The 14,983-nt window shown below is 52.9% G+C and carries 11 protein-coding genes; 8 read left to right on the plus strand and 3 right to left on the minus strand.

Annotated elements, in window-relative coordinates; all coding sequences use genetic code 11:
• Positions 1 to 3 precede the first annotated feature (3 nt).
• Genes BUS06_RS11430 through tssC form a run of 3 tightly spaced genes read right to left on the minus strand, consistent with a single transcriptional unit; the run spans position 4 to position 3,408 of the window.
• Positions 4 to 666 (minus strand): DotU family type IV/VI secretion system protein, encoded by a 663-nt coding sequence (locus tag BUS06_RS11430; protein ID WP_074264369.1) that lies wholly within the window; start codon positions 664 to 666, stop codon positions 4 to 6.
• The gene (tssK, locus tag BUS06_RS11435; protein WP_074264370.1) at positions 663 to 2,009 is read right to left on the minus strand and encodes a type VI secretion system baseplate subunit TssK; all 1,347 of its coding nucleotides are present in this window, start codon (positions 2,007 to 2,009) and stop codon (positions 663 to 665) included. Before tssK ends, BUS06_RS11430 begins: the two co-directional genes overlap by 4 nt.
• Positions 2,010 to 2,052: 43 nt before the next feature.
• Complete coding sequence (gene tssC, locus BUS06_RS11440) at positions 2,053 to 3,408, minus strand: type VI secretion system contractile sheath large subunit (protein ID WP_074264371.1); 1,356 nt, start codon at positions 3,406 to 3,408, stop codon at positions 2,053 to 2,055.
• A gap of 287 nt (positions 3,409 to 3,695) precedes the next feature.
• Here tssC and BUS06_RS11445 point away from each other — a divergent pair, with 287 nt between their 5' ends.
• From BUS06_RS11445 to BUS06_RS37410, 8 genes are all read left to right on the plus strand, one after another.
• Positions 3,696 to 6,023 carry a type VI secretion system Vgr family protein gene (locus BUS06_RS11445; RefSeq protein WP_074264372.1) on the plus strand — a complete coding sequence of 776 codons (2,328 nt, stop codon included), beginning with the start codon at positions 3,696 to 3,698 and terminating at the stop codon, positions 6,021 to 6,023.
• Positions 6,024 to 6,040: 17 nt separating this feature from the next.
• Complete coding sequence (locus BUS06_RS11450) at positions 6,041 to 8,947, plus strand: glycoside hydrolase family 19 protein (protein ID WP_167379384.1); 2,907 nt, start codon at positions 6,041 to 6,043, stop codon at positions 8,945 to 8,947.
• Positions 8,925 to 9,602, plus strand: coding sequence for a hypothetical protein (locus BUS06_RS11460; RefSeq protein ID WP_143787496.1), 678 nt, complete (start codon positions 8,925 to 8,927; stop codon positions 9,600 to 9,602). The genes BUS06_RS11450 and BUS06_RS11460 overlap by 23 nt, the downstream gene beginning before the upstream one ends.
• Before the next feature lie 28 nt (positions 9,603 to 9,630).
• A complete protein-coding gene (locus BUS06_RS11465; protein ID WP_074264374.1) occupies positions 9,631 to 10,206 on the plus strand; it encodes a lysozyme inhibitor LprI family protein in 576 nt (191 codons plus the stop codon).
• Positions 10,207 to 10,754: 548 nt separating this feature from the next.
• The gene (locus tag BUS06_RS37395) at positions 10,755 to 11,747 is read left to right on the plus strand and encodes a hypothetical protein (protein WP_143787497.1); all 993 of its coding nucleotides are present in this window, start codon (positions 10,755 to 10,757) and stop codon (positions 11,745 to 11,747) included.
• Between the two features lie 68 nt (positions 11,748 to 11,815).
• A complete protein-coding gene (locus BUS06_RS37400) occupies positions 11,816 to 12,523 on the plus strand; it encodes a hypothetical protein (RefSeq protein WP_143787498.1) in 708 nt (235 codons plus the stop codon).
• Positions 12,524 to 12,583: 60 nt separating this feature from the next.
• On the plus strand, positions 12,584 to 13,171 hold the full coding sequence (locus BUS06_RS37405; RefSeq protein ID WP_143787499.1) for a hypothetical protein: 588 nt from the start codon (positions 12,584 to 12,586) through the stop codon (positions 13,169 to 13,171).
• Positions 13,168 to 14,127, plus strand: a complete 960-nt coding sequence (locus BUS06_RS37410) for a hypothetical protein (RefSeq protein ID WP_143787500.1) — start codon at positions 13,168 to 13,170, stop codon at positions 14,125 to 14,127. Before BUS06_RS37405 ends, BUS06_RS37410 begins: the two co-directional genes overlap by 4 nt.
• Positions 14,128 to 14,983 lie beyond the last annotated feature (856 nt).

The raw sequence follows: 14,983 nt of genomic DNA on the forward strand, positions 1-14,983 counted from the left end.
CCCTCAACGTGCCATGCCGGCGATCGACGCCAGCAGCCACCGGTCGATGGCGAACCACGCGAGCCCCGCTGCGACGCACGCAATGAGGACCCAGGCCAATGGCGAAAGGGCGCGGCGGCGCGTCCGGGACGGATTCACCACCATGGGGCCGGCCAGATCCCGCGCGGCACCACCCGCGGCCCGCGTGAGACGCTCGTCGATCTCACGGATCAGCCTCATGTGTGCGTCGCCTCCGGCTGCGGCAAATCGACCCTTGAATCCGAGGCCGAGCACGGCGGCGAAGATGGCTAGCAGCGGCAATACTGGCCTTGGCTCGCGAAGACGCTGGCTGATCCGCCGCAGCAGTTCCTCACCCGCATCGTTGCGCCCGAACGCGCGCACTTGCAGCGGTTCGCGTTCCCATGCATCGCGCGCGTCTGCACCGAGTCCATTGAGGGCCGCTTCATCGAGAAGGGCGCATTGAGCGTAGAGCGCATCATCGATCACGTCACGCGGCTGACCACGCCGCTGCAGTTCGTCGCTCAGACTGGCGAGCTGCGCGTCACAGTCTTTGCGCAGGATTTCCAGCGACGGCAGGTTACCGCTGCGCAGCTTCACGATGGTGCGTGCCGTGTCGCGCAGGGCAACGGGCAACAGGTCGAGCGGAGGTGTTGTGGCGATCTTCATGACGGCAGCACCGCATAGACCTCAAGCTCGGCCTCGGGAATCGAGGCCGGCAGATAGATCTGGCAGACCCGCGCGGCAATCATTCGCCCAAAGGCCGGGTCCGTGCTGTCCACCGCGAAATACTGGTTTTCGATGCGCACCGGGATCGCGGCCGGCAGGCGCGACACGGGACGCAACGCGATGCCTGGCAGCGCGGAGTTGACAATGTGCTCGACCTCGTCGGGGGCCCCCATCTTGCAGAGCTCCGGTAGCCGCTCGAGAAGGGCATGGGCGGGCATGGCGGCGCGTACCGACAGGTAATAGTCGGCGCCTTCGGTGAGCCGCTCGTCGTTGATGTGGCCAAGCCACGTTGAAGTGCGAAGGCGTTCGAGCGCAATGGGCACGACCCGCGATGGAATCACCGCATCCAGCAGCGCGCGGATCAGGGATTCGAGTTCCGCAAACACGGGTTCCGGTGCGGCATGGTCATAAGCGGGAATGGCCTGCAATGTTTCCGTGGTCGAGAAGGTGAGGAGCGATCCGGCGAGTCGCGCGAGCACCGCATACAGGCGCTCGGGATGTTGGTCGGGCGCCTGAGCGAGGCGCGCCAGTTCTGGCCATGTGCTGTTCACCGAATGCAGCAGCCAGAAAAGCGCGACGTCGGACACTGCGTAGTCTGCGATCTGGTCTGAGCGCTCCTTGCGGCGTACCGCGAGGCTCGCGCTCTTGGCTGTCAGGATCTCGGACAGGCGCCGCATGCGTTGCGTGAGCCGCGTGCTGGCCGACAGGAACAGACATGGAGGCACAAACGTCTCATCGGGTTCGAAGCGGCCCTGCGGCGTGCGCACGAGCCGCGCGAGCGGGCATGTGACATAGTCGTCCGTCTTCTCGAAATCGAACAGCAACGCCACGATCTGCCGTTCAACACTGATCTCCTCCTTTCCCTCGCCGTTGATGTCGACGACATGGAGGAATTCGCGGGTGACGCGCCTTGGCCGCGGGGGCTTCTCGCCCGGTTCCACGCAGTTGCCGCCCTGCGCATCGACGAGCGCCACGCCGGCGAGCACCGTGACCGCCTCGACGCCGGCCGGCACGTCGGCCAGGCTGCGCGCCGCGGGTAGCCAGTCAGCCGTTTCGCTATCGATGAGCGTGCCGTCGCGCAGACGCGCGCCCAGCCTCGCCAGCTGCAGCCGGTCGACGTTGAGCGCCTGCGTATCCAGCGCGACATGAATCACGCCCCACGCATCGGGGCTGGCCATACGGGCAGTCTGGTCATTGGCAAACTGTTCCCACAGTGCCTGCTGCTGGAAGTGCTGCGGCGTCATGAAAATGCCACGCGCCCACAGAGGTTTCGTTATCTTCATTGCTGGTGCTGGTCGGAATTCAGGTAAGGAGAGGGGACAACATTCAACGTCTTGCCTTCGGCATCTGCGACATGAGTGCCAGGCTCACGTCCATACCCTCGATCTGGAAGTGCGGAACGATGAACAGCTTGATGCGGAAGAAGCCCGGGTTGTCTTCGACGTCTTCCACCTCGACCCGGGCTTCGCGCAGCGGGTGGGACGCCTGCAGGTCGTCGCCCGGTGTCGTCATGACCGTCACGAGCCCCTTGATCCAGTTGTTCAGCTCGAGCTCGAGCAGTCTGCGATCCTTGGTGGTCCCGATGTTCTCGCGCTGGATCAGTTTCAGATAGTGCGCGATTCGAGAGAGCAGGAAGATGTACGGCAGGCGCGCGTTGATACGGCTGTTCGCTGCGGCATCACGCGTATCGAAAACGGCAGGCTTCTGCGTTGAATGGGCGGAATAGAAGCACACGTGATCGTGATTGCTGGTGTACGAAAGTGCAATGAGGCCACGCTCCGCGAATTCGAATTCGCGCGTTTCGGGAATCAGCGCGTCGGTTGCGATCTTGCCCAGATGCCCCGTATCGAGGTCATAGAGGTGCACTGACAGGTCCCGGATCAGACCGCCCGCCTGTGGGCCTCGGATCTGCAGGCACCAGCCGTTACGCACGAAACTCCTGACCAGGTTCACGGCGAAGGCAAATGCCGCGTTTGCCCACAGAAAAGCGTCGCGGCCGCCGCCGCGCACGTCTTCGGTGTAGTTGAAACCCCGCACGGGATTCGTATCGGGCCCATACGGCAGGCGCGCGAGAAACCGGGGCAGCGTGAGTCCGACATAGCGCGCATCCTCCGTTTCCCGAAACGCCTTCCACTTGAGGTAGGCCGCGCGTTCGAAGTAACCGGCGAGATCGCGTATGCCCGACACTTCCTCCATGGAGGAGCGGCCAAAGAAGGCCGGCGAGACCGCGCTGATGAATGGCATGTGCGCTGCAGCCGCCACCTTCGAAAGATTCCGCAGCAGCGCAATGTCCGGGGTGCCGGCGTCGAACTCATAGTTCGCGATGATGGCCGCGATGGGGTAGGCGCCGGGCGTGTCGTATTCCTGGGCATACGTGAGCTGGAACAGGCCGCTCTGGATCAGGTCGGGGGCGTCCTCAAAGTCCTCCCGCAAGGTCTCCTTCGAGACGTCGAGTACCTCGATGCACACGTTGCGGCGAAAGTCCGTGCGATCGACCAGAAACTGCAGGCCACGCCATGCGGATTCCAATGCCTGGAAAGCCGGGTGATGCAGGATGGCGTCGATCTGCCGGGCCAGCTTCCGGTCGATGATGGCGAGGTGGTGATCAAGGCGAAGCGGATCCACACGCGCATGCGAGCCCGCCGGCGTTTGCGTAAATGGATCGGATGCTGCGGTCTTCATGTCTCGCTGCCTACTGCTTTGGAAGCTTGCGCTCATCGTTCAGTTCTTGATCTGTCCAAGCATCGATTAGTCGAACATATTTAGCATGGCAGCCATCTCAGAAACAGACTAAATCTCAGTGATTGATTAAAAACAACAAACACCATCAGTTACCGCTTCCGACCCTTCACCAGCGGAATGAAGGCGGGTATCGTCTCCTCCCGAATGTGCATCGCTTGCGTGGCTGTATCTGTTTTTACGCATAGCAGTTGTCAAGTAGTGCTGATCAGGTGAGGAGTCGAAAAAAGATGGCAAGCCTGTATGACGAAGCGAGAAGGTCTGTGTCCAGCGTAACGGCGCTTACAGGACGGCAGGCCTATTTTCTGGATGTGCCGGGCACCGTCAGCGCGGCACAACTGTCGGTCGTGTCATTCGATGCAACCGAGAAGATGGGCGAGCCGATTGAAGTTTGCATTGAACTGACCCATCCGCAACAGCTCGCACGTACCGACTACCTGAACCGCGATGCGGTCTTCACGATCGTGCCTGACGATAGTGCTCCGAAGAAGTTCTCGGGATACATCGAGCGATTCTCAACGATCCAGACCACGAAGGACTATACGAAGTACCGTGTCGTCTTGACGTCCCATTTTGGACGGCTTGCCGCGGTCACGACTACCCAGACCTATCAGCACCAGTCTACGCCCGACATTATCGAGTCGGTGATGCGCCGTCACGGCCTGAGGCCGGAGCAGTACTCGTTTCGCCTCAGGAACCAGTACCTCAAACATCTCTTCCGGTTTCAGTACAAGGTCGACGATCTGGCCTACGTGCGAATGCTGATGGAGAAGTCTGGCATCTACTGCTATGTAGTGGAGACGGAGTACGGCGACCAGGTGGTCTTTAGCGATGACATCGATCACTATCTCTATGACCCACGGCTGATCGTGCCGTATCGTGAAGCGGCTGGCCTCGAAGCGGATGGAGTTGAGGCGGTGACGTCGCTCAAGACACACACGGTCACGGTGCCGCAGTCGTTCGTCGTTGCGGATTACAACCCCGAGCAGGCGTGGGAACGCTTTAAAGATAGCGCCAATGTCGCGCCGCAGGATCCGACGACCTACGGCCAGCCGTACATCTACGGGACAAACCATCTCGACCAGCAGGGTGCGAAGTGGGAGGCGCAACTGCGCCACGAGGCGGCTATCGCGCGGCAGGTGGTATTCGAGGGCGAGAGCAACGTGCTGGCGCTGCGGTGCGGGCGCGTGCTGGAAACCGACGTTACGCTGCCCGACGCGCCCAAGGGTCAGGTGATCGTCGAGGTCACTCACAGCGGTGCGCGTGAAAAGCCCTACACCAACAGCTACAAGGCGATTCCTGCCGACCGGCGCTTCCGTTTGGAACTGAAACCGGAAACCTGGCCGAAAATTGCCGGAACGCTCAGTGCACGGGTTTGCAGTCCTGATAAATACAAATATGGCTATCTGACGTCTGCGGGCTATTACGTCGTCCGCTTCGACGTGGACTTTTCCGACTGGCCCAATGGCGGCGAGAGCGTGCCGCTGCGCCTGGCCAAACCGTTCGCGGGCAAGCTGCAGACGGGCATGCACTTCGTCGCGCTGGACAATGATGAAGCCGTGATCTCATTTAGAGATGGCGATCCCGACAAGCCGGAAATCACGGCTTTCCATCACCATAGCCAGGCGCGCGATCTGGTGACAAACGATCGTCGCTGGTTGTCGCGCAACATGATACGTACGCAGAGCAACAACAAACTGCGGATGGAGGACTGGGCCGGTCAGGAGGGCATCAAGCTCAGCACGGAGCACTCAGGCAAGTCACAGCTCAACCTCGGCTATCTGGTGAACCCGAAGCTTGAGTACAGGGGTGAAGGCTATGAGCTCAGGACGTCAGGCTATGGCGTAAGCCGCGCGGGCAAGGGTCTGCACCTCACGGCGTACGATCGGCCGGACGCGAACGGCAAGCAGCTCGACATGCAGGAGACCATTGCGCAGATTGAAAGCGCACTGGCCACTGCAAAAGCACTAGCGGCATCCGCCAGCGGCGCGAAAGCCGAGCCTGCCGACACCGACGCCCAGCAGCAGATGAAGGACGACTTCGATGGTTTGAAGAAGCCGGGTTTGCTCATGAGCACGCCAGCTTCGGCGGCACTTGTGACGGGACAGGGCGTTCAGTTCGCGGCGCAGGGCAGCATCAACACGGTAGCTGGGAAGAACGCCGATTTCAACGTGGTGAAGCGCTTCACTGTCGCCGCTGGTGACCTGATTTCGATGTTCGCCCAGAAGCTCGGCATCAAGATCTATGCCGCTAAAGGCCCTGTCGAGATTCAGGCTCAGAGCGATGCGATGTCGCTGCTAGCCGATCAGGATGTATCGGTATCGAGCATCAACGGCACAGTCCGCGTCAGCGCGAAGAACGAACTCGTCCTCGAATGCGGCGGCGCGTTCATTCAGCTAAAGGACGGCAATGTGACGCTCGGTGGTCCCGCCGATCTGTTCTTCAAGGTCATCACGGTCCAGAAGAAGGGCGCGGCGTCGATGCAGATTTCATCAACGCTACCCGCGGCAAATGACCTCCCTGACCTGACCGGGCATGGCTCCAAGTTTTCCGGCTAATCTCATTCGATCTGCAAATGGCCTCTCCACAAAACCATCCACCAGCGCCGCAGAACAATCCGGCGAGTGCACCGACTGCCACATCGCTGACCTGGCGTTATCCGTTTTCAGCGAAGGACGGCAAGGAAATCACTGACCCGCAGATTTTCTATGGTGCCTTAGGCGCGATGAGCGATGGCTTTTTTCCGCTTGGTGTAAATGGCTTTCCGCACGGCGGCGTTCACTTCGGCCCGGCTTCCGGGTCGCGCGTAGACCAGTCGAAGGGCGTGCGGGTTATCGCCAATGGAGATATCGTTGCCTACAAGCTCGACGATACGTACCCGCATCTGCAATTCACGCAGACGCGGCACTGGGCTTTGTATTCGACAGGTTTTGTGCTGGTCCGGCACAAGATGACAATGCCTCCAGCACCTGGAAGTTCCGCCCCGCAGCCGGAGGACGAGACGCTGACGTTCTTCAGCCTCTATATGCACATGGCGGATTGGAGCACTTATCTGGCGGACGACAAACTTGACCGGCCGGGCTGGTGGCTTGGTGTGGACGCCTTTCGCATAAAGGCAAAAGACACGCAGATTGGCGGTGGCGCATCCGGGGCTTTCGTACTGACCGCGCCAATGCATGGCAAGAAAAAAGGCCAGTACGTTCAGGGGGAGCCGGTTGGCTTTCTGCCCGAAGGCAGCGAAGTCACGATCAGTGAAACGCGTGGATCGTGGGGGCACATCAAGGAGGTGACTTCGGGGGCTATGATTGCCGCCACCGGCGGGGCGGTTTTTGGTTCCGACGACTTGAACAATCCATGGACCCGACCGGACGATGATGTTGCTAGCCCAAATGCCGGCGAGAATTCCCATGTTCCTTCAGCACCGAAAACTGTACCGCTGACGCCGGAAGGGGATTGGGGGTGGATCAAGTTGCAAGATCAACGGTCCTTGAAGGAGCCGACGGGCGTTGGCACCGTGATTACTCCGCCCAAAGATCATCCTATCCATGTGGATGCGGGAGCATTGTTGGGGCAGCTTGGAGAGTACATCGATTACGAAACCTCAACGCCTCTGCCACCGGTCCCGAGTCGGCAGTTGTTGCATCTGGAGGTTTTCGCCGACGAAACGCTCAAGGCGTTCATTGAGAAAAGTCGCTCGCGGGTTGCAAATCTGCCTCCCAACGACAGTGGCCGAACCATCTTCGTTATACAGGCAGGTGCGAAGCTTGTGGCAAAGCCAATCGACCCCGACCTCAAACTCGGCGACGGGGTGCGGCTTGCCAAACTTACGCTTACCCCTGCGAGCCCGAAAAGTTGCCCTTGGGTACAGGTCCAGCCGTGGATTTCTGGTCCGTCAGGCCAAGCGCAGCAGTATCAAGGGGCGGTCTGGATTGCACGCTCGAACTTAAGCCGGCTCGATTCTCCGAATGGATTGCCGGCTTGGAAGTCGTTTCCGTTGCAATTGAGCCAGGCCAGTTCACCGGTCAACTCCGATCTGGTGACGTACCCGCGTGCGGAATTGAATTCGCTCGGCGATGGAAACGTTGCGGTCGACGACAAGGGCGTATCCTGGTGGCGCCTCGAAGTCGCTACAGGTTCGGGGCAAGCGGCCACGGGTTGGGTTTGTGGCGGGAAGCAATCTGACGGTAGCGGAAATCAACCCGGCACCCGTTGGGAGAGTCCGTGGGCATGGCCGGGCTTTGAAATTGTGGACGCAACGGGGATCAACCTCACCGATGCTTTCAAACGAAATCTCTCGGTCACCGGCTCGGCGAATCCGAAAGAACAGAAGGCATTCGCACCGTCCACTGCGGCCGTAGGCAACAGTGCTCTCCTGTCGAAGCTTGAGCAGACGGTAAGTCGTCTGCCGTCGCCTAATGGCACAAAAGATCAACAAGGCAAGGATGGCAGTGCAGTTGTGACTGCGGTCAAGTTGCGGCAGGCACTTGGGCGTCGGTGGCTGGCAAGCGATCTGGGACACGTCATCCTGAAATACGAGAGCGAATGGGGCGGAGGCACGAGCCGCTGGGAAGCACTCACGCCGCTCATGCGGAATGCGGCCGAGAACTGGAAGTGCGAGTTGGAGCGTATCAAAAAGCTCCAGTGGTGGGATTCAGTGAAGGGTAAGGTGGAAGAATTTCCCGCTAGCCCGGTGGTGAATCATATTCATCCGATGGCTTTGATTGGGAATTTTTCGCAAGGAACTTGCTCCTGTAATAAAGACATTACTGAGGAAGAACTCGATTTACTCTTGCCGTCAGATGTCAAGTTGAAGGGGCTCTTTCATGCCGCTCACGATGCATCAGTGCATGGATTTGATAAAAACAAGTTTCTTGACATGTTGAATAAGTACATGCGCGAAAACGATATGATGACCTGCGTCAGAAAGGCTCATTTTCTGTCCCAAATGTCTCACGAATGCGATGGGCTGAGGACAAATGAGGAATATCGTAATAAAGACGGGTCGATCCCTTCTGGCTGGAATAATTATCACGGAGGCTCGAACTTCCACGGCCGTGGCTTAATTCAGCTCACTCATGATACAAATTACACTGCCTACGGAAATTTTGTCGGCGATACGACCATTGGCACGAATCCGGATAAGGTAAGTCATAGTATCGACCATACCACCCACTCCGGATGTTGGTACTGGCGACATGGAAGTCATTGGGGTGATATCAACCCAAAGGCGGACAGGAATGACTTTTATGCCATTACGGTTGCGGTTAATGGCGGATTCACTCATGTGGATGACCGATTTGTTGCCTTAAATAAACTGGCAAAAATGCTCGGGGCGGAAAAATGCGCGACGAATCCGGGACTGAAATTCAATGACTATCAGATGGAAAAGAGCTCTCTTTATGACAGTGATTTTTACAATAAAAATCCGAAACGTATCAAGGAAGCTGTGGAGGCAGTTGATGCCAAGAAATCGAAAATTTGATTTGGTAATGAGGTTTCTGTTCTCGCTTGCTGTTTTGATGTTCATAGCATCCAATGCTGCGAAAGCGGAATCGCTGAACGGAAAATTTTTCAATGGACAGGCATATAGTGGCGAATATTCTATCGCGGAAAGCAGCAATGCGGACGGAATGCGGACGAATCCTGTGACCGTAAAATTGAATGTCGATCGAGAGAAAGATCTATTGGTATATGTGTACGATGCAGACGACCTTCCTTCCGTAAAAGCAAGTGATATGGGTTTCTTGTCAATCGTTGTGAACTCAGGTGGAATGGAGGGTAGTATCACATATAACTACGTGGTACTGAATCATGGCGCGCTGGTATCAATTGGCATCGTTCAAACAATACTTCATCTGGGAAAAGTAGAAAGTATTGACGTGAAACCAAACAAGAATTTGGCAAAAGACGAAATCAACGAATTTGTGAGACAGATTATGAGGTTCAATCCTTCGGCCTTGTTTGAGCCCTTAAATGCATATTATGCGGCGACGTTGTTGCTTCTTGGTCAAGGAAGATTCCTAACGCCAGAGGACGATTTCAGGCTGTCGGCTCTATACAGGAACAAAGAAATATCCGCTGATCCGGTCTTGTTGCGTGCAATCAAAAGGGTAACCACTTCTGCTGCTCAAAGGTGACGCGAACGTTCATGTCTCAAATGAGATCATGAAAAAGACAATATTGCTTCTGATCTTTACCTTCACATCCTTTTGTGCGAAGGCATCGCAGTCGATGTGTACCGGTAACGTCACGAAAGAACTTGAGGCGTGTGTAAGGGCGAATTTCGAATATTCAGACAAAAATCTAAATCTTGCCTACGACGACTTAGCGACAAAACTATCCGCCGCCGACAAGGGAATCCTCGTTCGCACGGAAAAGGAGTGGCTCACGTACAAAGACGCTACCTGCCAAGGCGTCTTTGATGGCACATCCCCTGGCGAGGAAGCAGGGATTGATAAATGGACGTGCCTGGATCAGATAATAAGAGCTCGGACAGAAGAAATTCAGTATCTGAATGCTGGGATTGGAGCATTGGGATTTTATAAGGCACTGGATGTAGTCCCGAAGCTCTACGAGGCTGGTTCGCGAGAAAAATTTATTTCTAAGCTAATGGACGTTTACGTAAAAGATGACAATAAAGACTGGCGCTCGTATGTCGAAGGAAATTGCAGATTGGCCGTCTCCAGATTACGTGAAGACAGATCCGATTGCATTGCGAGACAGGCATTTTATCGGTATTAGATTTTGTCAATATAACGGAATATGCCATGCCGATCTTGTCCAAAATATTCGATCAATTCGCACCGCCGGTACATTCTTCGCAGCCCGTGAGTCATTAAAGGCTGCGACCCCGCTACCGCCCTCAGCCAAGCTTAGCAAACTGAATAAAGGGGCGGCACTCTCGAAAAACACAATTGGGACTCAACTTTAACGGAGCGAATGGACGGTGAAAAGATCAAAATGTACGCTAGCGTCCCTGCCATGCGGTGCAATCGTATCGTTTCCTGTCTACGCCACCGAAAAATCGCCGATCGAAGTGTCTGTCGGAGTGTTGAATTAATGCTGATCAAACGAAATTTAATTTGAAATTGATATCGGTAGGAGATTTATTTTCCAGTGTGCGTGGATTGAGAATAGTCTTCCTTCTGTAAAAGCAAATGATACGGGACTGTCGTAAATTCAGCGAATCGAAAGAGCATATATGAATTTCCGAAACAAAATGGTAATGACTGTACGTAGGAAATCGCGAGGTTTACCGTGAAATTAAAAGAAATTATGGTGTTGTAAAAATGTTGAAGAAATTCTTAGGGTCGACTATGCTCGCGTCGATATTGATTGTTTCGCCAGCCTTTTCCGCGTCGACGCCAACTCTATCTTTTTCAACGAAATATAATGTATTGTCTCTCTATAGTGGAGAAAAAAATCTCGGTCGGTTTTCTAATGTTTTGGTTAGCAATCCGGCTATGTCATCAGATGTCGAAAAATCTGTGACTGGCAGCCCAGTTATCAGAATAATTACTGATGGCTCGCGTGATAAATACGATATCACCATTCCGATTATTGAGGTGAACGGTGTAGCGTACACTAATTGCGCTTACAAATCTGTTTTTGACTCGAACGACGAAAATCGTTCGGTTGGAGTGTCTTGCTCCTTGGTGCCGCTGCGTAATTTCGACCCTAATGCGGCGGTTACCAAAGAACATCTCATTCAATATCGAAAGGAGTTTAATTGGCTGCGGAATGATATAACGAAAGATTGCAAGAGCCCATTGGGTATTGAATACGGTAAATATCATGTTGTGTTATGCACGGCGCAATCATATCCAGACGCATCCAAGGAAATTACGATGGTGTTTGACGAAAACGGAATAAAAATATTTTCCGTCCGAGGTTACGAACTCATCCCCGGCGGGATATCGGACGGGGAATTTGCTCTTGTTGGAACATCTGGCGACCGCGTCCTCTTTCACGTAAACAGCTTAGAGTGTATCGTGCCGCGAGAAATTTCGAAGAAAATTCCTTCCAGGATTGCGATGATCGGAAAATATAATATTCGATATTATATTTCCAATCTTGGTAAGTGTGTATATGGGAGCTATATGTACGAAAACAAAGGTGATCGAATCAATTTTTTCGGCATTTTATCTGACGATTCGATGGAGTTCTTGGAGCTGACCAATAATGAAAATATTAGTGGCCTATTTAACTTGAGTGCAAATCTTGCCAATTTGAAAGGTAATTGGTTATCTGTGCCATCTGGGAAAATATTTCCAGTTGAATAATTTTGAGGCCGGAAAGGATTGAAATGATATTTGTGCGGAAATCTATCTTTCTTACTCTCGTGCTCTGCATGCAAGTCAGTGCGTCGAGTGCACAAGCTCAATCTTTCTTAGTAAAAAAGCGCTGGCTGCGATCCATGATTAGTCAAAAAATTCAAGCAGCTGCCGCATTATTTTTGTGTGGCTTTACATTTTTTCACATCTCATATGCAATGTGTGGAAGTGTAATACGCGTATATGCCGGCCCGCATGGCGACGCCATATTGATTGATTCTGGCGAAAGTAAAACGCTACTTGTAGCTGGGGGAGCCACGCCTCAGGGTCCGGCTACGCCTTCGGATTGCTTCGCAAAGGCCACGCTTCATTTAAAAAAGGGGCCGAATTTTTATAAAGGTCCACTCAATCCTGTTCACAACGAGATGATCGACGCTGATGCTGACATTATTTCAGGAAAGCAAGCCGGCGCATTTATTTATCCGTCTCGTATCCGCGTTGGAAACGTGGAGGTTAACAGTATTTGTGCCGACGGCATAGATTTCTCGGGTTACTATGAAAAAGTCGCCGAACAAAGTGAAAAGTATGCAAGAACCTTCACTTATTTCATGCGTATGGAAGAGGAGAATTCAACGAACACGAGAAAAAACGGTAAGCCCGCTGAGGCGAATGAAGCGTTGTGGCCTTTCATTGAGACAAGTCATAAAAAATTAAAATTAGATAATCGAGATAGAAAAACCGTCGAATCCATTTCGAAAAAATTTGGATTCACGCAGAAGCCATGATCACGCTTGCCGTCAAAGGAGCGCCTTTACGAGAGCGATTGGGATTAAGCGAGGGAAGGTATGGCAAAAGGATTAAGAGGTACGCTCGCGTTCCTGATATGCATTGCATGTATATCGCCTCCTGTCTACGCTACTGAAGGGTCGCCGATTGCGATGTCTGCTGGAGCGAGTCGGGTCGGCTGCTCGGTGTTGTTTTCCAAACAATTTCATCCCGTTGAAGGTGACCCTTTGAGTGTTGTTCCATTTGATCTGTTGGCAACATGGCAATGTGATGATGGTGAAAAATCGGTACTTGACAAGTATGAGATAAACGGCGCCAGCCCAGAGGTGGCAACTGTGTTTTACTGGGGGTGGTGCCGCATCGTGGTGCTTGTTAAATGGTCAATAAATTCACAGGTGGCGGATTATAATGGTGATTTTTATAAAATATTCGTATATAAATCTACCAAAACCTCCTGCAAAGATGATTTTGAAAGGGATGTCGCAGCAATGAAAAGTCTTCCAGCCGGCTGGGACGGTCAAGCGAAAGACGGAAAAGTCGTCGTGTATCCTTTTAAGGATGCGGATTCGATACGCAAGAGGCTTCAGATGATTTATCCTGATCAATGGCTCGATCTGGAAAGCATGATTGATAAGGTGACTCAATGAGGAAAATTATCTTCTCGATTATGCTAGCACTTTTGCCTCTGACAACGACACCCGCTGAGTTACGTTATCAGCTTCCAGAGGTAACAATTTGTGGTGCGCACTCCGGTTGCGCTATAGCTATTGATGAAAATGGTTTCCTAAGGGACTCAACATCTCACGAAATGATTTTCGATCAGCCATTTAGGAAAACCGTTTTCGACAGTTATTTAGTGTTAAAATCAAAAGGGCTTTATATTGTTGAGCGAAGTAATACAACCTCTTCAAAGAACTGGGACGTTCTCTTGCTTACCTACGTAGGTGGGGCTGCGCGCGCTGAGCGAGCAGTTTCCTTGTCAAGAGGCGTTGCCATGAACACGCCAACGGTCTACTGGAGCGGCTATGAATGTAGAGGTGACGCTCTTATGGATAGGCAATACTCACCGTTTGATGCGGCAAAAAAAGCATTATGCGGAAGGGGGTATCAGTCTGATTCTTTGAGTCTAGAAAAAAGTGCAGTCATCGAGGCAGCTAAAAAACGTGGCTTAGTAGTCAATATCCCTGTTTATGGGCTGGCATCGAAAAAAAATGCAATTTACTTTTTCCCAGGGGACGACGAGCCCGACGCGGGAGCGTTGCTTTGTTTGCAGAATTGCAAGCCTGGGCAAGCGGCTTTTGGACGATACGGCGGATGGGTCGATAAAACTCTTTGGATCGATGGCGTCCTTCACAATTCTGAAAATCTTGGTGCCTTGACTGGGAGTTATTTTTACATTGGAAAAAAAGAGAAAATTAACCTTGCCGGTAGTTATCTGGCTGGTAAATTGAGTTTACGTGAGTCGTTCCCTGTTGAGGCGGGGGTTACGCAAGAGCAAACCGCATTTGAGGGCAATGGCTCAAGTGATGCGTTTGTGGGGAAGTGGTACTCCGTTGTATCTGGAAAAACATATGAATTCTTTATGGCTTCGCGCATTTATTGAAGATGCATGCTTAGTGACACAATCGCTTTCATCAGAGTGATGCATCGCCAGCGGGGAATTCTGCAGGGTTAGCCATCGCTTCCTTTTTTCTCAGTGCGAATGCGGCGCAATCGCTAAATCCGGGGATTTTTTCGCTGTCTTAACCAGCGCCATTGGCGCATGGTCTCTTGCATTTATCGAGCCAGACCATACGGAGGCGGCCATGATTGGAAAAAGTGAAGATAATTGTTAAATTGTTTTGTTTGGTATCGTATTTGTTCACACCACGTATGCAATGTGCAGAAAAGTGCGCGAAAAATCTAGGATTGACATCCAGTAATTATCGAAATGAAAATTTGCTTTGCCGAGGAAATTTTTACAAAAAATACAAAATTTCCAGGGAAGACGGTGAGACAGTCAATGAAGGGAATTGAAAATTCGATCCCGTAGTAGGATTTTTGCTCCAGCTCGATGTTTAGATGTTCGTTGCGTCAAATGGTGTGAAAGCAGAATCACAGGACGGGAAATTTCGCAATAGACGACCATGCAGAGGGGAATTCTCTATCGTGAAAAGCATCAATGCGGACGAAACGCGAGTCAATCCCGTGGCCAAGGTTGAAGGGTAGCAGGGAGAGTCATTTATTACGGTGTATGTGCATTGCAAATGATCTTCCTTCTATTAAGACGAATGATATTGAATTTTTGTCAATTGTCGTAAGTTCAGGGGAATTCGGGAAAGTATCGTATATATAATTGTCAGTTTTTGATCGAAGCACATCGTAGGTATACAAACTTGCTCTATCTCAATTTCGCGGCGTCGGCAACGACTTCCGCTCGCTCACGCTCGAACAAAAAGCATGGCTTGCGAAACTTAATA

Origin of the sequence: Paraburkholderia phenazinium (assembly GCF_900141745.1) — a bacterium.
Lineage (GTDB): Bacteria > Pseudomonadota > Gammaproteobacteria > Burkholderiales > Burkholderiaceae > Paraburkholderia > Paraburkholderia phenazinium_B.